We start from the raw sequence: 24,861 nt of genomic DNA, 5'->3' as shown, positions 1-24,861 counted from the left end.
CGAAAAACGGGAGGGAAATGATGAGAGTAAGTTTTAGATTAGCTATAGCATACTTAAAAAAGCAAAAGGGAAGAACTTTATCATTAATAACTAGTATTGCATTAGCTGTTATATTAGTATTTGCACTTAATGTAGTTCCAGAATCTAAGAATAAACATGATATAAAAGAAGCGTATAAAAACTTTAGTGATTATCATGTAGAGTATAGCAATATTAATTTAGAAACTGTAGATGGATTAAAAAATGATAAGAATATAAAAATTATCAATGATATTATAAACCTAGGTAATGCAGTAAGTAATAAAGGAGTATCTATAAGTTTAAACTCTTATAGTAACGGGTTTATAAATTCTTATGGTTATAAGTTTATAAAAGGGCATGAACCTAAAAATGAAAATGAAATAGTAGTAGAAGAAAAAGCGCTTAAAGAGATGGGATTAAGCGATGAGTTAGGGCAAAGTATTGATTTTAATATTATTAAAAATTATACGGATGAAAATAATCAAAATCAGGTTTATAGCAAAGAGAAGTTATTTAAGTTAGTTGGAATACTGAAAAAGCCAGATGGATTTTATGATGAAAATTTATACTATAAAGTCAAAGCTTTTACTAAATACACAGAAAATCAAAGTATTTTACCTAAAAAACTAATAAGTCATTCAGGGGTACTTAAATTTATCACTAGTATAGATATGGCAGATAAAATAATAGCCAAATATAAATTAGATGACGAAAATTTCATGATAAATGTGCAACTAAATGAAGCTATAAAAAATTATGAGATGTGTAGAGGTGAAAATATTAAGCTTACTAATAAGTTGATTCCTATGGTTGCAGCGACACTAGTCATATATAACATATTTAATATTATCTTAATAGATATGACGAGACAAATAGGAATGTTAAGATCAATAGGTATGACTAAAAAAAATGTAAGGTGCATGATATGTATTCAAAGTTTTTTAGTGTTAACTATTGGACTAGCGGTAGGCTTTTTACTTGGAACACTAGCATCGTATGTAGGTCTTAGAAGTATATACAATGAACCTATAAGTGTTTATATAAGTGAAGGAAGTATAATAGAGCCTTTAAGTATGGCAGTGGTTTCAGTAGCTATATCTAGTATTTTTATTATTTATAAGTGTGGAAAGATATCCCCAATAGAAGCTATTAGAAGTACTAATAGTTCAAAGTCAGTAAAAAAAGATAAATTTTATCATAAGTTCATAAGAAAAGTATTTGGAATTACAGGGTATATGGCATACAAAAATATATGGAGATACAAAACAAGAACAATTTTATCAATATTTTCAATAAGTATGACAGGTTTCTTGTTTATAACTAATATGGTTGCATTTAGACAATATGATAAGAATGTAGATAGTCTTAGCCCAATTATTTCAGAAATGGGAGAAAGTGACATAATACTTAGTCATAATTATAACAACTCAAGTGAATATTTTAATGAATACACAGATGATGAGGTAAGTAAGATATCTGATATAGATGGAGTTAGTAAATTAACTATGAGTATGAATGTTACAGGATACTTAAACTCAAATAAAGAAAATATAAGCGACTATTACAAACAATATAATTCTCTAGATAAGGATGAATCAAACTTAGAAATAGGAATAGCTATAAAAGGATATGATAAAAGTACTCTTAAAAAACTAGAAAAATACTTAGAGGATGGAAGTATAGATAACCTAAGGGAAGACGGTGATATAAAAAATGCAATAGTATCTAACTACTTTTACTCAGGGGAAGCTATATCAACTGATTCAAGTACATTTAAAAAATTAAAAGTAGGAGATATTATTGAAGCTAGAATTCCCTTAATTAATGGTGAAGAAGTAAAATATGTTAATCAAAAAATTAAAGTTGTAGGATTATTAAAACCTGACTATGTTTTAAACGGTGAAGGAGGAAAAGACTCAAATTTCCAAGTTATATTAGATAAAAATAGTTTTAAGCAGATAACAGGTAAAAAAGGTTTTAATAATATATATATAAAATTGCAAAAGGATAAAGAAGAAGTAGTAGTTTCAAATGTAAAAGAAATAATAAATGAAAATAGATTTAAAGAAATGGAAAGTAAGTATGAAAATAGAAAGATATCTACTGAAGGAAATGAAAAACTTAAAAAAGAGGTATTGGTGAGTGTAGTACTTACAATGGTTATATCATCTATAAATATAGTTTGTATAGTTACTACAAGCATAATGATTAGAGTTAAAGAAATTTCAACACTAAGATCTATTGGAATGAGTATGAAAAATATTAAGAAAATGATACTAAAAGAAAGCATTATATATGGAATTTTGAGTTCAATTATAGCGGGAATATTTTCTAGCTATGATACTTATAAAAACATGCAAAGAGCAAATGAAACTTTTTCTAAAGGGTTAGGAATTAAACAAGCATATGAATTTAATATTCCTGCAGTAGAAATACTTCAGTTTGGGGTAGCAGCAATACTTATATGTGTAGTTGCTGGATATTTAGCAAACAATAGAGTTTCAAAATTAAGTATAGTAGAAGGTCTTAGAAATGAAGAGTAGAGGTGAGGTTGAGATGAGTATAGTAGATATAATAAATTTAAGTAAGACTTATGGTAAAGGTGAGAATAAATTAGAGGCATTAAAAAATATTAACATATCTGTTGAAAAAGGAAAATTTATAACAATAATAGGGCCTAGTGGGAGTGGAAAAAGTACTTTACTTAATTGTATAGCACGTCTTGATAGTATAACAAGTGGAGAAGTTATATTAGATGGAGAAGATATATCTAAGTTATCAGATGATAAACTATCAAAGATAAGAAGAGAAGAATTTGGATTTATATTTCAAAGCTTTAATCTAATACCAGTTATAAACGTTTATGACAATATAGTTCTTCCGGTATCTGTAGATGGAAAAAAAGAAGACAAAGATTACATAAATACTTTAATAAAAAAGTTAGGTATTTCAAGTCAAATTAATAAATTTCCAAATGAACTTTCAGGAGGTCAACAACAAAGAGTAGCAATAGCTAGAGCACTTGCAAACAAACCTTCTATAATATTTGCGGATGAACCTACTGGAAACTTAGATAGTAAAACTAGTAAAGAAGTTATGGATATGCTTTGCATGAGTGTAAAGGAATTTAATCAAACTTTAGTCATGATAACTCATGATGAAAAAATAGCAAAAATGGCTGATATAGTTGTAACTATAGGCGATGGAAAAGTAAAAAGTATAGAAAAAATTAGATAATAGTTAAAGCGTATATACTAAAATAACAGAAGAGAGGGGGTCGTATTTACGACTCCCTATAAATTAATAATAATGTTATAAATTTATTTAAATTGATTTGTGTATTTTTGATTTTTTTCTTCTTTGCATTGGCATCCATTTTTATATTCTGGGCAAGTACCTTCTAGTCTTTTTTTTGTAGTGCAAGACATTTTAACATCACTATGGCTATTAAACTTTGGTTGTTTATTTTTCATCAATTTGTCCTCCTAGTAATAGTTTTAATACATTCTTATTATTATCCGATTTAAGAAAAAATATTGTATTAAATTAATTATTTTGTCTTCTAAAACCTATCGTATTTTATCGAAAGTTTTTTCTTTTAGTAAGTATGATGTTATTTTAAGTATATGTTGACTTATTATTAATAACGAGACTACACTTATCTTGCAGAATATATTCTGCTAAATTGTAACGTAAGTAGATCAATATTCGAGGAGGTAACTAAATGACTTATTATCCAGAAATATTTAAACCGGCTTATATAGGAAAGTTAAAAATTAAGAACAAAACATCGATGGCTCCTATGGGTCCAGTAGGTTATGCAGATTCATTTGGGGGATTTAATCAACGTATACAAGATTATTATGTAGAGCGTGCGAAACATGGAGTAGGACTTATAATAACAGGGATATGTTCTGTTGATAATAGTATCGAAGGTATACCAACTATTACAATGCCATGTCCTACTAAATCACCTATTGCATTTATACATAGTACTCATTCAATGAATGACAGAATTCATGCATATGGTGCTAAAATATTTTTACAACTTACAGGAGGTCTTGGAAGAAGTGCGCTTCCTGGCTTTACATCAATAAATATAGCACCATCAGAACAGGAAAATAGATTTGACCCAAGCATAATACATAGGGAAATGACAAAAGAAGAGATCATGAATTTAATACAAAAATTTGTAGAATCAGCAGTAGTAGCAAAAAGATCAGGTTTTGATGGAGTAGAAATACATGCAGTTCATGAAGGATATTTATTAGATCAATTTGCCATTTCATTCTATAACAAAAGAGAAGATGAATTTGGTGGAAGTTTAGAAAACAGATTAAGAGTATCAACCGAAATAGTTAAGGGAATAAAAAAAGCTTGTGGCAAAGACTTCCCAGTAAGTTTAAGATATAGTTTAAAAAGCTGTATGAAAGGATTGAGACAAGGAGGTCTACCTAGAGAAGATTATGTAGAAGCAGGAAAAGATATTGAAGAGGGTATAAAAGCAGCTAAAATCTTAGTTGAAGCTGGATATGATGCTCTTAATGTTGATGCTGGAACATATGACTCTTGGTATTGGAACCATCCACCTATGTATTTCGAAGAGGGAGTGTATAGAGAGTTTGGAGAAGTTCTTAAAAAGCATGTAGATGTACCAATAATACTTGCAGGTAGAATGGAAAATCCAGAAATGGCAGTAAAAGAAATAGGGAAAAGTTGCGATATATTAGGTTATGGTAGACAATTACTTGCAGATCCAGAGTATGTTGAAAAAATGAGAACAGGAAGATTAGATGAAGTTAGACCATGCCTTGGATGTCATGAAGGTTGTATGGGAAGACTATCTAAAGGCCCTGTTAGCTGTGCTGTAAACCCAGCTTGTGGCAGGGAAAGTATTTATGGGATAGTTCCAGCTACTATTAAAAAGAAAATACTAGTTATCGGCGGAGGAGTTGCAGGTCTTGAAGTAGCTCGTGTAGCGTCTATATCTGGGCATAAGGTAACTCTTTGTGAAAAAACAGATAAATTAGGTGGTAATTTAATACCTGGAGGTATGCCTCATTTCAAACGTTATGATCATCAACTAGTAGCTTATTATAAGAGACAACTAGAGTTACTAAATGTAGATGTGAGATATAATACTTTTATAGATCAGGATAGTTTATCTCAATGTGATGTAGATATAATAGTTGTGGCAACAGGTTCTACAGCAAGAAAAATAGACTTTAAGGGTTCTTTGAAGAGTGTAACTGCTGAAGAAGTTCTTCTAAATAAAGTTTCATGCGGAGATAATATAGTAGTAGTTGGTGGTGGATTAGTTGGTTGTGAAACTGCTCTTTGGCTTGCTCAGCAAGGTAAAAAAATATCAGTAGTAGAAATGATGCCAGAAATATTAGGTGGTCATGATAGTATACCTCACATGAATGAATTTATGTTAATAGATCTTCTTAAATTCCATAATGTTGACATCTACACGAATACAAGTGTTACAATTACCAAGGATAGAAGTGTGGAAGTTAAACAAGGAGATAATATATTTGAAATACCAGTAGACACAATAATAACTTCAGTAGGATACCTATCTAATGATAGTTTATATGAAGAAATCAAAGATTTAAATATTCCAGTTTATAATATAGGTGACTCAAATGGAGTTCATAACATTATGTATGCTATTTGGGATGCTTATGAATTAGCAAGAAATATTTAGATATATCTGATAAATGGACTCAAAAGATTAGGAATTTAGAGAACTTTCTAGTAGGTTCGGGATTAGTTAGAACTTTAAACTTTAATTTGTATAGGTATTTTGTTAATATAGATATAAAGATAAGATTAAAGGAGATAGACCATGGAGTATACTAAACAACAAATACAGGAAATACAAGCTAAGATGATAGATATATTAGAAGAAAATGGAGAGATGAGATTTGGAAAATTAGCAAAAATGCTGATACATTCGGGAATGGCTGAGTCGAGTTTTATAGTACAAAAAATATTAAAAAGAGGATGCACTGAATATAAAGAGTTTGATGGGAATGAATTATTTGTAACACCTAAAACAGGATTTTGGAAGTTAGTAGATTAATTTTCTAAGAAGCACTGATTTTAAGGCTTAGGCTTTAGATCAGTGCTTTTCTTTTGTTTATAATACAGTCTTGGTCAAATTTAATACAGAATTATTTATGACCTTTGAATAATACCAATACAGATGATATAATTTATGTGATGTATTCTATTCATAATATAAAAATATAAATTAATATAAAGGAGTGTTATCTTATGCAAAATAAACCAGCACTAGTTATTGTTCCTGGCTCTGCGCAAAGACTGTAATATATATACAGAACTAAACTTTGTTCGGAGCCGAGATTAAATTCGGTTAAGTTGTTTTGTGCAGTCTTTGCTTAATTATTTACGAACTAAACAGTAAATAGGAGCGAGAATCATGAAATACGAAAAAGCACAAAATATATTACCTGAAGATGTTATTGAATTAATTCAAGAATATATAGATGGTGGATATTTATATATACCTAGAAAGCCTAGTAATAAAAAATCTTGGGGAGAAAATAGTGGAAGTAAGAATGATTTAAAGAAAAGAAATATAGAGATTTTTAACAAGTATAAAGAAGGTATCTCTATTAAAGAACTTACTAAGCAATACTACCTTACTGAAAATAGTATTAGAAGAATTATTAGACAAGAAAAACAAATTATATAAATAGAAAGTGTCTCAATGATGTTTATAATTATTTGAGACACTTTCTATTTGTATAATTTAAAAAGTCCATATTATTACAGAAGTATTTATAAACTTGGTTACTATATTTTAAAATGTTATGATTTTAATATGAAAATTAAGGCAAGAAACGAGGAATGAAAATGAGCATTTTAACAGTTGAAAATATGAGCCATGGGTTTGGAGACAGAGATATATTTAAAGGTATATATTTTAGATTATTGAAAGGAGAACATGTAGGACTTGTGGGAGCAAATGGTGAAGGGAAGTCAACTTTTATGAATATAATCACCAATAAAATAATACCTGATAGTGGAAATATACATTGGAGTAGCAAAATAAATGTTGGATATTTAGACCAACACACTCATCTTAAAGAAGGAAAATCTATAAGAGATACTTTAAAGGAAGCATTTCATAATCTATTTGATATAGAATGTAAACTTAATAATATATATAATCAAATGGCTTCAATGGATATGGGAGAAATTACGAAAGCTATTGAAAAAACTAATGATATACAAGAAATTTTAATTAAGAATGAATTTTATAGTATAGATTCAAAAGTAGAATCAGTAGCACTTGGTTTAGGCCTTAGAGATATTGGCTTAGACAAAGATGTTTCAAAATTAAGTGGAGGTCAAAGAACGAAAGTATTATTAGCAAAATTACTTTTAGAGAAGCCAGATATATTACTATTAGATGAACCTACAAACTATTTAGATGAAAAGCACATAGAATGGTTAAAAAAATATCTACAATCTTATGAAAATGCATTTATATTAATATCTCATGATTTAGATTTTTTAAATAGTGTTGTAAATATAATATGTCATCTTGAAAATAAATCACTAACAAGATATGTCGGTAATTATAAAAGTTTTATGAAGATATATGAATCCAATAAACTTCAATTAAGGTCCGCTTACAATAGACAGCAAGAGGAAATTTCTAAGCTTGAAAATATATTGCAAAATAAATCAAGGGCATCAACAAGTGGCATGGCAAAGTCCAGACAAAAAAACTAGATAAAATTGATAGAATAGAAATAGCAAAACATAAGCCAAAGCCAAAATTTAAAATTTATGGAATCTAAGGAATCAGGAAAGCTTATATTTGAGACAAAAGATTTAATTATAGGGTATGATAAACCGTTAAGTAAGCCTATAAATATAAAAATGGAAAGAGGCCAAAAGATAGCTATAATTGGTTCAAATGGAATAGGAAAGACAACATTATTAAAAAGTCTAATTGGAATTAATATACCTATAAGTGGAAATATAAAAATTGGAGAACATCAAGAAATAGGATATTTTGAACAAGAAACAAAAATAGAAAATGACAATACGGCTTTGGAAGAAATATGGAATGAATTTTATAAGTGCAATAGATATGAAATTAGAAGTATGCTAGCCAGATGTGGGCTAACTAACGAGCATATAGATAGTAAAATAAGTATACTAAGCGGAGGAGAGCAATCAAAGATTAGACTATGTAAACTTATGAATAGATCAAGTAACATATTAATTTTAGATGAACCAACAAATCATTTAGATATAGATGCAAAAAATGAACTTAAAAGAGCATTAAAAGAGTACAAAGGAAGTTTGATTTTAGTATGTCATGAGCGTGATTTTTATAAAGATATTGTAAGCGATGTATTAAACTGTGAAAACTTAAAAATATACTCCACAATTGAGAACCCATAAAGATGTATTGGTTAAATAGTCAATACATTTTTACTTACATGTGGATTATATCATAGCAACAAATCTATATATTTTATAATAGGTTCTGTTTTAAATAAGTGTTGATATTAGAATCATCTGCCTTAATTATGGAATACACCTTATCTCTGTTCAAATGCTCAAAAGCATATTTTTACAATTATATTCTTCTTAAAGAAGGACGACAATTTATTTTGCTTTATTGATTATATATATACTTTAATCTATAATTAGTTTTATAAAAGTTTTTATAAAACAAAGGGAGAATTTTATGATTAAGAAAAGTAATATTGAAGACTATAAAATGTCAAATAAAGCTAAAATAGCCAAATTTATATATAAACAAAATGAAACTTCAAAGCAAGAAATTTGCAAATTGCTAGGCCTTAGTATGCCTACGGTGCTACAAAATATAAAAGAATTAATTGAGACTGGAATTGTTGTTGAGGTTGGGAAATATCAATCTACTGGAGGTAGAAAGGCAAAAGTACTTTCTATTTCTGAAAATATTAAATACTCAATAGGAGTAGACATAACCAATAATCATATAAGCTTTGTATTATTAAATCTAAAAGGGAATATGATAAAAAAGAAAGAATTAGATGTAGGTATGAAGACTCACTAGATTACTATGAAACATTGGGTAGATTAGTAGATAATTTCATTAAAGAATCTAATGTAGATATAGATAAAATATTAGGGGTAGGTATATCTATACCAGGAATTGTAGATGAGGATAACTTAATACTAACTCGTTCTCATACGCTAAAGTTAAGTAATATAAGTTTAAAAAACTTTATCCAGTTTATAAAATATGATACATGTTTTAAAAATGATGCAAATAGCGCTGCATATGCTGAAATTACCTTAAATAATAAGCAGTGTATATATTTATCTCTTAGCAACACTGTAGGAGGGGCTATCTATATGAATAATAGTATTTATATGGGTGATAACTTAAAAAGTGCAGAGTTTGGACATATAATAATTAGACCAGATGGTAAGTCATGTTATTGTGGTAAGAATGGATGTGTAGATGCTTATTGTTCTGCAAATGTATTATCTCAGAATTCAGATCATGATTTAGATTTATTTTTTAAAGAATTAGAAAACGGAAATGAAAAATATTTAAGTATATGGAATGAGTATTTAGATAATCTTGCTATAGTCGTTACTAACTTAAGGATGGTATTTGATTGCCATATAATTTTAGGTGGATATGTAGGTGGTTACCTAGAAAATTATATTTTAGATATTAATAAAAGTATATCTAAATACAATAGTTTTGAGATTGACACTTCTTATGTAAGTGCTGCTAAATATAAAAAAGAAGCCTCAGCAGTAGGTGCTGGGATACAGTTTGTAGATAATTTCTTTGATTCGCTAATATAAAGTTAAAATTACTATATGATAAGTTAAATTATTATTATCATATAGTAATTTTTTTTATTTTGAAAAAGTTTTAGCAAAATATTGATTTTTAGTAATAGATATGACATAATGTAATTACTTTTATAAAATGTTTTATAAAAGTAATTACATATTAGGGGGAGTACAGATGAAAAATAAAATGAAAGTCGCAGTAATGAATGGAATAGGTAAAATGGGATTTATAGAAAAAGAAGTACCACAACCAAAAGCTAATGAGGTTCTTGTTAAACTAGAATATGTAGGTATTTGTGGATCAGATCTTCATTATTACGAGACAGGTCGTATAGGAGATTATATTGTAGAACCACCATTTGTACTAGGTCATGAACCAGGAGGAGTTGTATTTGGAGTAGGAGAAGAAGTGAAACATCTAAGGGTTGGAGATAAAGTAGCACTTGAACCAGGAAAAACATGTGGACACTGTGAATTTTGTAAAACAGGAAGATATAATCTTTGTCAAGAAGTAATATTCTTTGCTACACCCCCAGTAGATGGAGTTTTCCAAGAGTATGTATGTCATGAAGCTGATTTATGTTTTAAGCTTCCGGAAAACGTTAGCACAATTGAAGGATCATTAATTGAACCTTTAGCTGTAGGTTTTCATGCAGCGATTCAAGGACAAGCTCAAGCTGGTCAAACAGCAGTTGTAATGGGGGCTGGATGTATAGGACTTGTAACTATGATGGCATTAAAAGCTATGGGAGTTTCTAATGTATATGTAGTCGATATTATGGAAAAAAGATTAGAAAAAGCCTTAGAATTAGGTGCAACAGGTGTTATTAATTCTAAAGAAGCAGATCCTGTAGAAATGATAATGAAATTAACAGATGGCAAAGGTTGTGACTTAGCTATAGAAACTGCAGGTGCTGAAATAACTACTATTCAATGTATACATATGGCTAAAAAAGGTACTAATGTAGTGTTAGTTGGATATAGTAAAACAGGGGAAATGACATTACCTATGAGTTTAGTATTAGATAAAGAACTTACATTTAAAACAGTATTTAGATATCGCCATATTTACCCAATGGCAATAGAAGCTGTTGCAAACGGAAAAGTTAATTTAAAAGGAATAGTAACAGATGAGTTTACTTTAGATGAAGTTCAAAAAGCTATGGATTATAGCGTAAATAACAAAAGTGACATAGTAAAGGCTGTTATTAAAATATAAGAGATGCATAGTAAATTACTTAATTAAATAAGGGGAGATAACATGATTGAAAACACAATATCAGATGTAAATAAGAATAAAAGTACAAGTGGAAAAGTACCTTTAATAAGTAAAATTGCTTATGGTATGGGAGATGTAGGTTGTAATTTTAGCTGGATGTTTGTAGGAAACTTTTTAATGATTTTTTATACTGATGTGTTTGGGATAAGTATGGCAGCTGTATCTATGCTTATGCTATTTTCAAGATTTTGGGATGCTGTAAATGATCCTATTATTGGGAGTTTGAGTGATAGAACAAATACAAGATGGGGCAGATATCGTCCATGGTTATTAATTGCAGCACCTTTAACATCAATTGTATTAGTATTAACATTTTGGGGACATCCTGATTGGAGCGATACCTCAAAGATAGTTTATATGGTAATAACTTATTGCATTCTTGTATTGGGATACACTTGTGTTAATATTCCCTATGGTACATTATGTGGAGCTATGACTCAAGATATAGAAGAAAGAGCTAAGATAAATACATCACGTTCAGTTAGTGCCATGATAGCTATAAGCATTATAAATATTATTACAGTACCATTGATAGATAATTTAGGTAATGGAAATGCTCAAAAAGGTTATTTATTAGTTGCTATAGTCTATGGAATTATATTTGCCTTATGTCATATATTCTGCTTTGCAAAAACTAAAGAAGTGGTAGAGGGTCCTCAAAAACAAAAACTATCTCTAAAAGTTGAGCTTAAGGCAATTCTACAAAATAAACCTTACATATTAGCATTTATTGGTCAATTATTATTTGGATTAACGCTATATGGAAGAAATGCAAATGCATTGTATTATTTTACTTATGTTGAAGGTAACGTTAAATTCTTTAGCACATATTCACTAGTTATTATGATTCCATCTATAATAGGGGCAGCATGTTTTCCTTTATTATTTAAATGGACAAAAAATAAGGGTAGAGCGGCATCAATTTTTGCAATTTGCACAGGTATATCTATGATAATTCTTTATAAATTTAGCATAGGCACATCACCAATAATATTTTACATATTATCGGGGTTAGCTCAATTTTTCTTTTCAGGATTCAATACTGCTATATATGCGATTATTCCAGATTGTGTTGAGTATGGTGAGTGGAAAACAGGTATAAGAAATGATGGTTTTCAATATGCATTTATTTCGCTAGGCAATAAAATAGGTATGGCTTTAGGTACGTCTGTATTAGCTTTATCACTAGGTGCCTTTGGATATGTTGCAAATCAACCGCAAAATAAAGTAGTACTAGCAATTATGAAACATTCATTTACAACTATACCAGGTGTAATGTGGGTTATTACAGGTATTGTATTGTTAGCATATAAGTTAAATAAATCTACGTATAACGATATAGTTGAAGATCTTAAAAATAGATGAGAAGCTAGGAATTAAATGTTAAAGGAGATAGAAAATGAAAAAAGTAATTTGTATAGGAGAAGCACTTATAGATTTTATATCTATAGATACAGGTAAAAACTTAATTGATACTTCAGGTTTTATAAAAAAAGCAGGTGGAGCTCCTGCCAATGTTGCAGCAGCAATATCAAAATTAGGTGCTCAAGCTTATTTTTGTGGAACTGTTGGAGATGATGCTTTTGGTATGTTTTTAGAAAATACTTTTAATAAAAATAACATAAATACGAATTTAATGTTTAAATTAAAGGACAAGAATACTACTTTTGCATTCGTATCATTAAAGGAAGATGGAGATAGAGACTTTGAATTTGCAAGAGGTGCAGATGAATTTTTATCTTTTGAAATGATAAAAAGTGATTTGGACAAATTTGATTTATTCCATTTTGGAAGTGCAACAGCGTTTTTAGAGGGAGAACTAAAAAATACTTATTATAAATTAAAAGAGTATGCTTTAAATAATAATAAATTAATATCTTTTGATGCCAACTATAGAGATAGCTTATTTAAAAATGACAAAGAGATGTTTATAAATTGTTGCAAAGATTTTATCAAAGGTAGTGATATAGTTAAATTAAGTGAAGAAGAAGCTTATTTAATTAGTAATAAAGACAATATTGAAGGAGCTGCTGATTATCTCATAAATTTGGGATGTAAGAATCTTGTTATTACCTTAGGGAAAGAGGGGTCTATGCTGGTAACTAAAGAAAAGAAAGTATTGATAAAAACAAAACAACTAGAAATGAAAGATGCTACAGGCGCAGGAGATGCATTTATTGGAGCTGTTTTAGCTCAAACACTAAATGAACCAAGTAAAAATATTGAAGAAATTGTGAAATATGCTAATTTAGTTGGTGGTATTACTACAACTAAGTTAGGGGCTTTGGAGTCTATACCTACTTGGGATGAAGTAAAGAGTTATTTGTAGTAATATATATTATAAAGTTGATTAAGAGGTATTAGAAATATAGTCTAATATCTCTTTTTAATATGAGCGATCTCAATTACCAATTGAAATAACGATTTAAAAAGAAACAATTTTGAAATTTGAATGAAAATAATCTATATGGTATAATTTGGAAAAATATGTAAAATAAAAAGTACTAAGGGGAGCAGTTATGGATAAGGCGATATTTATAAAAAATTTGAAAATAAACTTCGAAGGGAAAGAAGTTTTAAAGGTATAGATTTAGAGATAGACAAGGGGAGTATCGTAGGATATATAGGTCCAAATGGAGCTGGGAAAAGTACAACTGTCAAAATAATTTTAGGACTAGTTGAGGGTTATACAGGTGTAGTTGAGGTTTTTGGAGAAGACATATCAACTGGAGATGAAAAATATAAAAAAGGATAGGTTATGTACCAGAGATGGCAGAAGTGTATGAATGTTTAACTGCGAGAGAGTACTTAACATTTATAGGCCAGCTTTATGGGTTAGAATACGATACTGCAGATAAAAAAGCTTATGAACTGATGGATGTCTTAGGAATACAAGATGCATATAACTCACGAATTGGATCTTTTTCAAAAGGGATGAAACAAAAGGTAGTTATAATCTCAAGCTTAATACACAATCCAGATATACTATTTTTAGATGAACCGCTAAGTGGTTTAGATGCAAATAGTGTAATGATAATAAAAGAAATTATGATAAGCTTGAAAAAAGAAGGTAAGACAATTTTTTACTCATCACATATTATGGAAGTTGTAGAAAAAATAAGTGACAGAATAGTGCTATTAAATAATGGAGAAATAGTTGCAGATGGTAACTTTAATGACTTAAAAGAACGTGTACATGAAGAATCTCTAGAACAAATATTTAATCAACTTACAGGCTTTAGTGAACATAAAGAACTTGCCGAAAAATTTATATCTATATTAAAAGAGGTGTAGGATATGCAAAATTTTATTTCGCTAAAGATACTTGATAAATTTAGATTTTTATATGAAAAATTAGGAGTTGATTATGAGGATATGAGACTAATACTAAGTACAAAGTTAACTATGGATTCCAGGAAAATATCTAATTTGTTAAATAATAATCAATATGGAGAATCTTCAAATCAATATAAAATAATGCAAATAGTATATGCAATTATTGGATTATGTATGATGATTATTATAATAAATAGTCAAAATATATTCACAGCTATGGCTTTATACTTTTCTATGTTTATGTTTTTTATGATTACAACATTTATATCAGACTTTTCATCTGTAATACTAGATATAAAAGATAAAGGGATATTATCTACAAAAGGTATAAGTCTAAAAACATTAAATGCATCTAAAATAACTCATATTTTAATATATATGATAAGTATAAGTATGTCATTAAGTGGATTTGCAATAATTGCATCAATAAAGTATGGTTTAATTTTTTCTTTGGTATTTTTAATAGAAATATTACTTATAGATATTTTTATGATAATTCTATCTGGACTAGTTTATTTATTTATATTAAAACTATTCAAGGGAGAAAAGCTTAAAGATGTAATTAGCATTATACAGATTATAGTTACAATGGTATTTAGTATTGCATATATATTTGTAATTAATATATCGCAAAGCATGAATATATTCAATAATGTTGACTTAGGGGTAGTAAGCTATATTTTACCACCTTTTTGGTTTGCAGCTCCATTTGAAATAATAACAACAGGAAATATAAATAGAACATTGGGGATACTTTCTTTTTAGCTTTTGTGATACCTATAATATCAATTTTAATATACATAAAATTTACACCAGTATTTGAGAATAAACTTCAAAAGCTTAGTGATGAAAGCTATAGTAAAAATATAAAAAAGTATAATGTTACAATGACACTAAGCAAAGTTATATGTAAAGATAAAGAAGAGAGAATATTTTTTAACTTTATTTCTAATATAATGAAAAATGATAGGGATTTTAAGAATAAAGTCTATCCAACCATTGGACTTTACTGTGTATATCCTATATATATGATCTTTGATAAGAACGAAAAATATATAAGTTCATATATGTATATGTTTTTATATTTTTCTTTAATGATAATTCCCAACATAATGATAGTTATAAAATATTCTAAAAACTATAAAGCATCATACATATATAAAACAGTAAATATAAAAAATAAAATGAATGTACATAAGGCATCTGTTAAAGCTTGTTTGATTAATTTAATACTTCCACTTTATTTAATTCAATCTATAGTTTTTGTATATTTTTATAAATTTAGTATAATACCACATATAATAATTACATTTTTAGTTGCAGTATTTATCATAATAATCACATTTAAAACAATCGATAAAGGTATGCCTTTTTCTCGACCAATTAATGTTCTTAAAAAAATGATGGAATAGTAGAGAATTACTTAATGATGTTTTTAATACTTATTATGGGAGGTATTCATTTACTTATTTCGTTTATAGGGTCATTAGCAGTAAGTATGTATCTAATCGTTATTTTTATAGTAGACTTAATTTTGTTTAAAAAAACTTTTAATATGAGGTAAAATACTTAATAGATAAAATTTTAAGGGGGGATTATAATTAAAATAACAATTTGTGAAGATGAAATAGAGATGAGACTTTTAATAGAAAACTACATTAAGAATATATTAGATGAAGAAAATATAGAATATGAATTAAGCAAATATTGCTCTGGAGAAGAACTATTAGAAGCTAATTTAAAAGATGTAGATATACTACTTTTAGATATAAAAATGGACAATATTAATGGGATGGATGTTGCAAGGAAAATTAGAGAATATGGAAATAAAATGGAGATAATATTTATAACCTCTTTAATAGATTATGTACAAGACGGGTATGAGGTAAAAGCTTACAGATACTTATTAAAACCTATAAATTTCGAAGAGTTAAAGAAACATTTATTAACATGTATTAAAGAAATCAAATTAAGTAAACATAATTATATAATAATAAAGAATAAGTCTAATACATATAAGATTAACTCAAATGAAATAACTTATATAGAAGTCCAAAAAAAGGACATGCTAATACATACTATAAACAAAAATTTCCAAGTAAAATACAGTTTAGAAAAAGTAGAAAAAGACTTAAACATAGACACATTTGTAAGATGTCATAAAAGCTTCATAGTTAATCTAAGTTATGTAGAAAATATAAAGTCAAATATTGCAATATTGGAAAGTGGAGAAGAAGTGGCTGTTAGCAGGTATAGATATAAAGATATAAAGACTAAATTCTTAAAATTTCTTGGTGATTCCATATGTTAAAATTTACATCTTACATAATATTAGGGTTATCAATACTTATACAATTTGTTATATTTAAAGCATTAATAACTTATAAAAAAGAAGGAAATAAAAATCAAAAAATTGTATTTTATATTTTAGTATCATTAATTTATATCATATCTATAATAAATGGATTTAAAAAATACACTATTAGTATAAATTATTTAATTGATGCTATAGTATTTATTATTTGGGGGATATATTTTAATTACTTTTATAATGTAAGATATGTTAAATATGTAGTTTTATTTTATTTATTTAATGTATATTACGATTTATACGAAGCAGTTGTATATAGAATATTATTCATTGGATTTACTGGAAGTTCTATATCATCTGAACAAGCACTTTTAGTATCTTATGGTGATGGGATCAAAGTTCAAATATGTTCGTATATATTCATAATATTTACCTTTGCGATACTTATGTTTATTAACAAGAAGTTAAATTTATTTAATAGTGAAAAAAGAAATTATATATATTTACTTATTGCATTAATGGCTAATATTATTAATATAGTTGGAAGATACACAATGGGAGTTTATCCTATAGGAAATTATTATGCTCTAAGTAAGCTGTTGTTTGAATGGAAGATGTCAGTACCGGTACTGCAAGATGAATGGCCTTATTTTGATCAATTGGTGATTCCAAAATTAGTAATAGCTAGTAGCATAATTATAATAATAATATTTAGAAGAACTATAAAAGAAAATAAATTAAAAGCTCAGAATGAGCTAATGCAAAATAAATTAGATATGCAATATAAATATTATTTGAGCATTCAAGAGTCCCATGTAAAGGTTAAAAAGCTTTATCACGATATAAATAATCATATTTGTTGTATAGATAATCTTAAAAATAATAGCTCAGAAGTTGATGAGTATATTAATAATTTAAAAGATGAAATTAAAGATTTTAAATGTATTTATAATACAGGTAATATGATACTTGATATTATAATAAATGAAAAAAGTAAAGTATGTACAAATAAAGACATTAACTTTACTTGTGATATAAACTTTTCAAAAGTTGACTTTATAAAACCGATAGATGTATCTAGTATATTTGATAACATTTTAGATAATGCAATAGAAGCATGTGATAAAATAAGTGATGCAAAGATTGATAAGTATATTAGAATTAAAGGAACTGTAATAAAATCATTTTTTATAATTAAATGTGAAAATAGTAAAGTTAATAGTGTTAAAATTTATAAAAATATATTATTAACTGATAAAATAGATAAATTCATGCATGGAATTGGAATTCAAAGCGTTAAATCATCTTTAGAAAAATACAATGGAGAAATATTATTTGAAGATGAAAAAAATAAATTTATGATAAATATATACATACCACTAAATCAAAATACTGACAGTTGGGTCGATTAACCTACTAGTTGGGTCATATATATTGATGCTCAAAAAAGAGGATGTTATCTTTTAACAGAAGATAGCGTCCTTTTTTATGTTTAAGGAGTTTATGATTAATAACTATTTGAGAAGTAAAAATATAATGGAGGAAGATATTGTATGAAAGCAAAAAAATTTATATTATCTATGATATTAGTTGCAAGTTTAAGCGTAGTTTTAATGGTAGGATGTACACATTCAGATAATTCATCAAAAAACTCAATTGAAGTTAAAACTCAAAAAACTAAAGCAGACGAAACTATTAAACTTTTTGAAACTTATTCAAGAAAAACTAACACCCGAGATGGATTATATGAAGTTAAACAAGATTTATCTAAAAAGATATCAAAATCTATAATAGATAGTGGACTTAGTATCGCTGATTCTAACCCAGATGGTAGTTTCGTATTATCGCTAGGAGGTTTTGAAAAACATCCTACAAAATCTATTCAAAGTCTATATTACTCTATGTATGAAGACTATAAAAAAGGAAAGTCTATAATAGATATTTTTTGGGTTAAAGAATATCCTGAAATAAGAGATTAGATAAAAATGATAAATATATTAAAGCTATATACAACGTATTTAAGTCGTTAACTAATACTAAATTAACAGAGAAAGAATTCTTTGATAAAGTTGAAAAAACATTTAATGAAGAAGAGCGTCTTGTAGAACTTCCCTATAAGGATGTTATACCTGTTCAAGTTGTTAAAGTTAATAAATCTGGAAAATACATTAAAACTTTACAATTGAGATGTAACTATGACTTTGATATCTCAAAGTCGTAGTATATTAGAAAACTTATAACACATTTAAAGTTCACTATATTGAATTTAAATAAGGGAACTTTTATTAAAACAAGGAGGTCTATATGAAAAAATATATGGCTATTTTTTTATTATCAATTATAGGGTTAACAGGGTTTTACATATATAATAATAACTTTAAGCCTTGGAATGAAGCAGAAAAACACATTAATAAATATATGGAAGCGCAGGGGGTTTCAAAAGATGATATAAGTAAAATTACGAAAGAAAAGGCAAAGAAGGCAAGTTATGAAGGTATCCTTTATAAGGTATCTTACAAAGATGATTCTCAATATGAATATCAGTATTTTTATGGTGATAATTATTATGCCTTGTATGTAAATCATGTTTTTTTACAAGTATATGATTTAAGTGATGGTCATGAACTGACGGATGTTAAGGAACTTAAAAATGTAAAATATCCTCCAATTTATTTAGATAAATAATAAAGTAATTAAAAAAGCTCTATTAAATTTAATAGAGCTTTTTATAAAAAATTTATGAATTTTTATATTTATCTGCTAAATATTTTATAGTTTCAGAAATTTTAGAAGGCGTGTAATTTTCTTCGAAAATTTTAAAATTATTATTTAAATGTGTATCATTTTTAAAATTAGAATCGTAATTATGATGAAGATGGTATATAGTATGGAATTTTAAAGTGGTTACATTAGGAGTAGCAGCTAATAAAACTTCTCTAAAAGCTGTGTCAGTATAGCCCCAACCTTCAAATCTATCATCAAAGCAACCTGTTTTATTTAATAACTCTTTTTTTATCATACAAATAGAGTTTAAAGGATAATGGAAATATTGACCTGCGAAATTTTCTAAGCGTTGATTGAGAATTAAGATATTATTATCCATTATATGTTTAGAAAATTCAGGCGTAAGTCTTATTAATAAATCATGTGTAAAAACTACATCATAAATTTCTATCATTCAATACATTTAGTAACAGTATCGGGATTTATTATTACATCGCTGTCCATGAAAAGTAGATACTTTCTAGTAGATTTTTTTATTGCATCATTAACGATTTAGCCTGATTAAATACACCTTCATTACAACCAATACATATTTCAGCATCAGGCATTAAAGATTTATATCTATTAATAACAAATTCAAAAATTTTAGATCTTTCGGGGGTACTTTCTTTATATGGAATTATAATTGAAATATCATTAAACATTTTACACCATACCTTTATTAATAAAATTTAAAAAATAAATAATTAATATTATTATATGAAGTTATATATTGTAAAGTTACTGAAGAAATATGTATAGTTATTAAATAAATTCTCTAAAGAACGCACTATGTGAATAGATTTTATATGCAGGAATATAATAAAGTGTAAAGAAAATTAAATTCTAGGAGAATGATTTAAATGCTAAAGAGTAGTGTTCTATTTACAAAAAAAGAACTAAGGACATTTTGTACTTATAGGTTAATTTTTGGGATAGGTTATAGTGTTATGATTCCTATAATACCATTGTATCTAAACTCAATAGGAGTAACCACTGTAATGATAGGAACAATACTTTCTTTATACGGAGTTAGCAAAGCAATAGTTCAAATACCTTTTGGAGTTATATCTGATTTTATAGGTGATAAATTAGTTTTAATGCTAGCTATTTTACTAATGGTATTTATACCTTTTTCATATACGTTAAATAAATCTCAATTGATATCTGGATGGATATATATAATTCAGGGGGCTATATTAGGTATGGCTGCACCAGCTACATTTTCAATATTATCAAGATCTCTAGATCTCAAAAAAAGAGGAGAAAGTACAGGGCTAGCTTCAGCAGTGTTTACCTTTGGTGGAGGAATTGGAGCAGCTATAGGAGGATTTATAGTTTCAAAGGCAGGAGACTATAATTTATCATTTTATACATCATCTATAATAATATTACTATCATTAATATATGTAAAATTAAAAATAAAAAGGAATAGTAATCATTGTAAAACAAGAGCAAGTAGATCATGCAAATCAAATAATATATTTTCAGAAATAAGGAAATTTAAACTGGGATATAAGATATTAGTTTTAGGTACTATTGCATTTTTAGGAGATTTTATATATGGTTGTGTTGTTGCACTTTTTCACTTTTATGGAAGAGATGTGTTAGGAGCAACAACATCATATACATCTGCAATAATATCTATATATCTAATTGTATTTGGAGTAGGTGCGCCTATTGCGGGTTGGGTAAGTGATAAGATAGGAAATAAAAGGCAATTGTTCTTATCATTTGCTGTTATGAATATAAGCTTATTAGGACTGGCGCTAACAAGAAGTATACCTATTTTTACTGTAATTATTATAGTGTATTTTTTAGGTGCAACTTTTTTAAATGCATCATTACAAAGCTCATTATCCGAATTCGGAGATAAGCCAAGAATTAAAGGGATTGTATTTGGATTTGTAGGAGCAGCAGAGTCATGTGGATATGCATTTGGACCTATAATATCAGCGTATATATATGAAATAAACAAATCTTTTTTATTCTTTGGACTACTTTTTGTTTCAATTATAGTTTCTATAGTTTATCTAGGACTACATAAAAAAGCGTGTATATAATTACAGAGTTTTTAAAGTTATTACAATTTATACCCAATGAGTTTAATATAATACAAAACTCATTGGGTATAAATAATTTAAAAATATAACTTGTATAAACTTTTATTTTCTTCCATCCAAATATGCATATCTTTTAACATAACTTCATATGGATTTACTTTGTAGTTAAAATCTTTTTTTACTGAAATTAAGCTTTTATCACAATGAATTTCTTCAAATTTTTCTATTTCAATATTATCTTTTTTGAATTCACTTTTCATTAAATTTAGTAAATTGTATTTAGAGATCTTAGTCTCGTTAGCTATGTTGTAAATACCTTGTATATTTAAATCCAATGCTTTATCTATAACCTTTGCAAGTTCTAATGTTGTAATTCCATTCCAATACACATTAGTAAAACCTTTTATAATTCCTTCTTGATGCATAAACCAGTTAAATAACCCACTTCCGTTTTTTAATTCAGGACCTATAATAGAAGTTCTAATTGTAAGTGAATTCTTACCATATATTTCTCCAAAGTTTTTGCTTAATCCATAAATACCGTCTTCATCTTTAAAAGATTCTTCTGAATAGTTTCCCTTAGAGCCATTAAATACACAATCTGTACTTAAATGTAATATTTTTATATTTTTCATTTCTCCTATTCTATCTAGTAGTTTTGGGAAAAATGTATTTACATATATAGTGTTTTTAATATCTAGTTCAGCGGATTTATTTAATACACCTATGCAGTTAATAATTACGTCTGGATTTACATAATCAATTATACTATTTATTTTATTAATGTCGTTTATATCACATAGTATGCTATTTTCATTTAGTTTGGAATTATGACAAACATTATATACAGTGTATTTTTCTTTAATTTTAGATAGATACATTGAAACCATATGTCCTGCCATTCCCGTGGCACCAAATATTAATACTTTTTGCATATAAACCCTCCTTAGTGTTTATTCCAAACATTTCTATTTATATAATCGATGTAACTTACGATACATCGTACAATTTTTTTTGAAACATTTTCAGTATCATAATCTTTTACTATATTCATACAGTTATCACTAGACTGACCAACTACAATATCTATTGAGTTTTGTATTGTATCGTAATCTAAGCCACTCATTATTAAGGTGCCTTCATCCATACCTTCAGGTCTTTCGTGGGAGTTTCTTATAGTTATTGCAGGAAATCCTAGTATAGAGGACTCTTCAGTTATGGTACCGCTATCAGATAAAGTACAATATGCATTTAATTGTAAATTTATATAGTCAAAGAAACCTAATGGTTTTAACAAAATTATTCTTTGATCGAGTTCTAGATTTTCTATAAGATCTATTTTTGAGTTCTAGGATGTGTAGAAAAGATTATTTTTTATCATAATGGTTTGCTATTTTATTTAATGAAGTAAGAAGCTGTGCAAAATTATTGTTTAAATCTAAGTTTTCTTCCCTATGGGCACTAACGACGAAGTAATCTTTTGGATTTAAGGATAGGGATTTTAATATGGAAGACCGATTAATTTTATCCATATTATATTTAAATACCTCTTTCATACTAGAGCCAGATTTGATTATAGTTTCTGGTCGTATTCCCTCGGCCTCTAGATATTTTCTTGCATGTTCTGTTAGTGTAAAATTAATATCACTTAAATGGTCTACAATCTTTCTATTTATTTCTTCGGGGACTCTTAAGTCAAAACATCTATTTCCTGCTTCCATATGAAATATGGGTATCTTTTTCTTTTTAGCAGCAATTACAGATAGGCATGTATTTGTATCTCCATATATTAAAATTGCATCGGGTCTTTCTATATCTAATAATTCATTAACTTTTACTAAAATATCAGCAATTGTTTCTATAGCATTACCTTTTGCTGAATTTAAGAAATAATTTGGTTTTCTTATTTCTAAATCTTTAAAAAATACTTCATTAAGTTCATAGTCATAATTTTGCCCAGAATGAACTATTATGTGATTCGTATATTTATCGAGTTCATTTATAACTCTACTTAATTTTATTATTTCGGGTCTAGTTCCAATTATAGTCATTATTTTTATCATAATTTAACCTCACTCAATTGCTTTATTTAGAAAATGAATTTAGTTTATTTTTTATAAAATCAAGATTTAATAACAAATCTTTTGTTTCTTCTAAGCTCAATCTATAAGTGTTATGAGAATTATAATCCTCTAAATAAGAGACATGATCTTTTCCGGATATAAAATACTTATCATAGTTTAAGTCTCTATTATCAGCTAATATTCTATAGTAAGAACCGCAATCCTCAGACTTTGAAAGTTCTTCCCTTGTAGCTAGTGTTTCATATAGTTTTTCACCGTGTCTTGTTCCTATAGTTCTAATTTTTATATCGGATGCATTAAATATTTCAATTAAAGCTTTTGATAGACACTCTATAGTTGAAGCTGGTGATTTTTGTATAAATAAATCACCTTGGTTACCATGCTCAAATGCGTATAAAACAAGTTCAACTGCATCATCTAAGCTCATCATAAATCTTGTCATATTTGGATCGGTTATAGTTAAATCTTTTTTATTTTCTATTTGTTCTATGAAAAGAGGTATTACGGAACCTCTAGATGCCATAACATTTCCATATCTAGTAATACAAATTAATGTATCATGAGGGTCTAATAGTCTAGATTTAGATATAGCTATTTTTTCCATCATTGCTTTTGATATGCCCATCGCATTTATAGGATAAGCAGCCTTATCAGTGCTTAAACAAACAACTTTTTTAACTCCATTGCTTATACATGCATTTAAAACATTTTCTGTTCCCAATATGTTTGTTTTAACTGCTTGAAGAGGGTAGAATTCGCAAGATGGAACTTGCTTAAGAGCAGCTGCGTGAAATACATAATCAACTCCTTTTAGTGCATAATTAATACTATCGTAATCTCTTACATCGCCAATATAAAATTTTATTTTTTCGTTGTTGTATAATCTTCTCATATCATCTTGTTTTTTTTCATCTCTACTAAAGACTCTTATTTCTTTTATATTTGAATTAATAATTTTTTTTATTAAAGCATTTCCAAATGAACCAGTACCACCAGTTACTAAAATTGTCTTATTATTAAACATAGTTTCACCCTTATTTCATGAATTTTAATGTCGTTATGTTTAATATTATGATGAAAAAGTTTGAGGTGTGCATAATAACATAATTTTTTTAATCTCATATTATATAAATATATAAACTATATTTATTA

The 24,861-nt window shown here is 27.4% G+C and carries 29 protein-coding genes; 21 read left to right on the top strand and 8 right to left on the bottom strand.

From position 1 onward, the window contains the following. Nucleotides 1–20: 20 nt before the first annotated feature. Together LEQ07_RS07735 and LEQ07_RS07730 are read left to right on the top strand one after the other, a co-directional pair. Entirely contained in the window at nucleotides 21–2,564 is a 2,544-nt protein-coding gene (locus tag LEQ07_RS07735; RefSeq protein WP_263330158.1) for an ABC transporter permease, read from the top strand. 13 nt (nucleotides 2,565–2,577) lie between these two features. After that, the gene (locus tag LEQ07_RS07730; RefSeq protein ID WP_263330211.1) at nucleotides 2,578–3,258 is read left to right on the top strand and encodes an ABC transporter ATP-binding protein; all 681 of its coding nucleotides are present in this window, start codon (nucleotides 2,578–2,580) and stop codon (nucleotides 3,256–3,258) included. A gap of 83 nt (nucleotides 3,259–3,341) precedes the next feature. On the opposite strand, the gene LEQ07_RS07725 is transcribed toward LEQ07_RS07730, so the two are convergent. Further along, nucleotides 3,342–3,494 (bottom strand): hypothetical protein, encoded by a 153-nt coding sequence (locus tag LEQ07_RS07725; RefSeq protein ID WP_156317183.1) that lies wholly within the window; start codon nucleotides 3,492–3,494, stop codon nucleotides 3,342–3,344. A 251-nt stretch (nucleotides 3,495–3,745) separates the two neighbouring features. Here LEQ07_RS07725 and LEQ07_RS07720 point away from each other — a divergent pair, with 251 nt between their 5' ends. From LEQ07_RS07720 to LEQ07_RS07650, 18 genes are all read left to right on the top strand, one after another. Beyond that, nucleotides 3,746–5,731: an oxidoreductase gene (locus LEQ07_RS07720; RefSeq protein ID WP_263330156.1), complete on the top strand. Its 1,986-nt coding sequence runs from the start codon at nucleotides 3,746–3,748 to the stop codon at nucleotides 5,729–5,731. A 141-nt stretch (nucleotides 5,732–5,872) separates the two neighbouring features. Further along, entirely contained in the window at nucleotides 5,873–6,109 is a 237-nt protein-coding gene (locus LEQ07_RS07715) for a hypothetical protein (protein WP_046822756.1), read from the top strand. A 360-nt stretch (nucleotides 6,110–6,469) separates the two neighbouring features. Next, nucleotides 6,470–6,745 carry a CD3324 family protein gene (locus LEQ07_RS07710; RefSeq protein WP_046822757.1) on the top strand — a complete coding sequence of 92 codons (276 nt, stop codon included), beginning with the start codon at nucleotides 6,470–6,472 and terminating at the stop codon, nucleotides 6,743–6,745. 161 nt (nucleotides 6,746–6,906) lie between these two features. Continuing rightward, nucleotides 6,907–7,791 carry an ATP-binding cassette domain-containing protein gene (locus LEQ07_RS22945; protein WP_332843002.1) on the top strand — a complete coding sequence of 295 codons (885 nt, stop codon included), beginning with the start codon at nucleotides 6,907–6,909 and terminating at the stop codon, nucleotides 7,789–7,791. A 57-nt stretch (nucleotides 7,792–7,848) separates the two neighbouring features. Next, nucleotides 7,849–8,472 carry an ATP-binding cassette domain-containing protein gene (locus LEQ07_RS22940; RefSeq protein ID WP_332843001.1) on the top strand — a complete coding sequence of 208 codons (624 nt, stop codon included), beginning with the start codon at nucleotides 7,849–7,851 and terminating at the stop codon, nucleotides 8,470–8,472. 289 nt (nucleotides 8,473–8,761) lie between these two features. Further along, nucleotides 8,762–9,115: a winged helix-turn-helix domain-containing protein gene (locus tag LEQ07_RS20080; protein WP_317852042.1), complete on the top strand. Its 354-nt coding sequence runs from the start codon at nucleotides 8,762–8,764 to the stop codon at nucleotides 9,113–9,115. Further along, nucleotides 9,049–9,882 carry an ROK family protein gene (locus tag LEQ07_RS07700; protein ID WP_317852044.1) on the top strand — a complete coding sequence of 278 codons (834 nt, stop codon included), beginning with the start codon at nucleotides 9,049–9,051 and terminating at the stop codon, nucleotides 9,880–9,882. The genes LEQ07_RS20080 and LEQ07_RS07700 overlap by 67 nt, the downstream gene beginning before the upstream one ends. 166 nt (nucleotides 9,883–10,048) lie before the next feature. Continuing rightward, the gene (locus LEQ07_RS07695) at nucleotides 10,049–11,092 is read left to right on the top strand and encodes an NAD(P)-dependent alcohol dehydrogenase (protein WP_046822760.1); all 1,044 of its coding nucleotides are present in this window, start codon (nucleotides 10,049–10,051) and stop codon (nucleotides 11,090–11,092) included. 42 nt (nucleotides 11,093–11,134) lie between these two features. Then, nucleotides 11,135–12,517 (top strand): MFS transporter, encoded by a 1,383-nt coding sequence (locus LEQ07_RS07690; protein WP_263330151.1) that lies wholly within the window; start codon nucleotides 11,135–11,137, stop codon nucleotides 12,515–12,517. A gap of 34 nt (nucleotides 12,518–12,551) precedes the next feature. Beyond that, a complete protein-coding gene (locus LEQ07_RS07685) occupies nucleotides 12,552–13,481 on the top strand; it encodes a carbohydrate kinase family protein (RefSeq protein WP_046822762.1) in 930 nt (309 codons plus the stop codon). A gap of 204 nt (nucleotides 13,482–13,685) precedes the next feature. Beyond that, nucleotides 13,686–13,907 (top strand): ATP-binding cassette domain-containing protein, encoded by a 222-nt coding sequence (locus LEQ07_RS22440; RefSeq protein ID WP_334307505.1) that lies wholly within the window; start codon nucleotides 13,686–13,688, stop codon nucleotides 13,905–13,907. A gap of 14 nt (nucleotides 13,908–13,921) precedes the next feature. Beyond that, nucleotides 13,922–14,446 (top strand): ABC transporter ATP-binding protein, encoded by a 525-nt coding sequence (locus LEQ07_RS07680; protein ID WP_334307504.1) that lies wholly within the window; start codon nucleotides 13,922–13,924, stop codon nucleotides 14,444–14,446. Nucleotides 14,447–14,449: 3 nt separating this feature from the next. Next, nucleotides 14,450–15,253, top strand: a complete 804-nt coding sequence (locus LEQ07_RS07675) for a hypothetical protein (RefSeq protein ID WP_263330149.1) — start codon at nucleotides 14,450–14,452, stop codon at nucleotides 15,251–15,253. Nucleotides 15,254–15,258: 5 nt separating this feature from the next. Next, a complete protein-coding gene (locus LEQ07_RS07670) occupies nucleotides 15,259–15,900 on the top strand; it encodes a hypothetical protein (RefSeq protein WP_263330148.1) in 642 nt (213 codons plus the stop codon). 185 nt (nucleotides 15,901–16,085) lie between these two features. Further along, a complete protein-coding gene (locus LEQ07_RS07665; RefSeq protein ID WP_046822765.1) occupies nucleotides 16,086–16,799 on the top strand; it encodes a LytR/AlgR family response regulator transcription factor in 714 nt (237 codons plus the stop codon). Next, complete coding sequence (locus LEQ07_RS07660; protein WP_263330147.1) at nucleotides 16,793–18,211, top strand: sensor histidine kinase; 1,419 nt, start codon at nucleotides 16,793–16,795, stop codon at nucleotides 18,209–18,211. Before LEQ07_RS07665 ends, LEQ07_RS07660 begins: the two co-directional genes overlap by 7 nt. A gap of 141 nt (nucleotides 18,212–18,352) precedes the next feature. Next, a complete protein-coding gene (locus LEQ07_RS07655; protein WP_263330145.1) occupies nucleotides 18,353–18,778 on the top strand; it encodes a hypothetical protein in 426 nt (141 codons plus the stop codon). A 325-nt stretch (nucleotides 18,779–19,103) separates the two neighbouring features. Then, nucleotides 19,104–19,484, top strand: a complete 381-nt coding sequence (locus LEQ07_RS07650) for a DUF3139 domain-containing protein (protein WP_263330143.1) — start codon at nucleotides 19,104–19,106, stop codon at nucleotides 19,482–19,484. A 52-nt stretch (nucleotides 19,485–19,536) separates the two neighbouring features. Here LEQ07_RS07650 and LEQ07_RS07645 read toward each other — a convergent pair whose 3' ends face one another. From LEQ07_RS07645 to LEQ07_RS07640, 3 genes are read right to left on the bottom strand one after another with little or no spacing between them, the layout of a single operon-like run. Next, the gene (locus tag LEQ07_RS07645; protein WP_263330142.1) at nucleotides 19,537–19,977 is read right to left on the bottom strand and encodes a hypothetical protein; all 441 of its coding nucleotides are present in this window, start codon (nucleotides 19,975–19,977) and stop codon (nucleotides 19,537–19,539) included. Beyond that, nucleotides 19,974–20,027 carry a hypothetical protein gene (locus LEQ07_RS22935; RefSeq protein WP_442952407.1) on the bottom strand — a complete coding sequence of 18 codons (54 nt, stop codon included), beginning with the start codon at nucleotides 20,025–20,027 and terminating at the stop codon, nucleotides 19,974–19,976. The genes LEQ07_RS07645 and LEQ07_RS22935 overlap by 4 nt, the downstream gene beginning before the upstream one ends. Nucleotides 20,028–20,056: 29 nt before the next feature. Next, the gene (locus tag LEQ07_RS07640) at nucleotides 20,057–20,227 is read right to left on the bottom strand and encodes a hypothetical protein (RefSeq protein WP_263330140.1); all 171 of its coding nucleotides are present in this window, start codon (nucleotides 20,225–20,227) and stop codon (nucleotides 20,057–20,059) included. A 198-nt stretch (nucleotides 20,228–20,425) separates the two neighbouring features. Here LEQ07_RS07640 and LEQ07_RS07635 point away from each other — a divergent pair, with 198 nt between their 5' ends. After that, nucleotides 20,426–21,625, top strand: coding sequence for an MFS transporter (locus tag LEQ07_RS07635; RefSeq protein WP_046822770.1), 1,200 nt, complete (start codon nucleotides 20,426–20,428; stop codon nucleotides 21,623–21,625). Between the two features lie 77 nt (nucleotides 21,626–21,702). Here the strand turns inward: LEQ07_RS07635 and LEQ07_RS07630 are convergent, their stop codons facing one another. The 4 genes from LEQ07_RS07630 to LEQ07_RS07620 are packed head-to-tail and all read right to left on the bottom strand — an operon-like array spanning nucleotide 21,703 to nucleotide 24,733. Continuing rightward, nucleotides 21,703–22,560 carry a dTDP-4-dehydrorhamnose reductase family protein gene (locus LEQ07_RS07630; RefSeq protein ID WP_046822771.1) on the bottom strand — a complete coding sequence of 286 codons (858 nt, stop codon included), beginning with the start codon at nucleotides 22,558–22,560 and terminating at the stop codon, nucleotides 21,703–21,705. A gap of 11 nt (nucleotides 22,561–22,571) precedes the next feature. After that, a complete protein-coding gene (locus LEQ07_RS21010; RefSeq protein ID WP_332843008.1) occupies nucleotides 22,572–22,955 on the bottom strand; it encodes a UDP-N-acetylglucosamine 2-epimerase in 384 nt (127 codons plus the stop codon). A gap of 37 nt (nucleotides 22,956–22,992) precedes the next feature. After that, complete coding sequence (locus tag LEQ07_RS21005; protein ID WP_332843000.1) at nucleotides 22,993–23,688, bottom strand: UDP-N-acetyl glucosamine 2-epimerase; 696 nt, start codon at nucleotides 23,686–23,688, stop codon at nucleotides 22,993–22,995. Between the two features lie 22 nt (nucleotides 23,689–23,710). After that, nucleotides 23,711–24,733 (bottom strand): polysaccharide biosynthesis protein, encoded by a 1,023-nt coding sequence (locus tag LEQ07_RS07620; protein WP_046822773.1) that lies wholly within the window; start codon nucleotides 24,731–24,733, stop codon nucleotides 23,711–23,713. Nucleotides 24,734–24,861 lie beyond the last annotated feature (128 nt).

The sequence above is a fragment of the Paraclostridium sp. AKS73 genome, from assembly GCF_025671395.1.
Lineage (GTDB): Bacteria > Bacillota > Clostridia > Peptostreptococcales > Peptostreptococcaceae > Paraclostridium > Paraclostridium benzoelyticum.
Note: the sequence above shows the minus strand (reverse complement) of the source record. Positions and strands in the feature narration are given on the sequence as shown.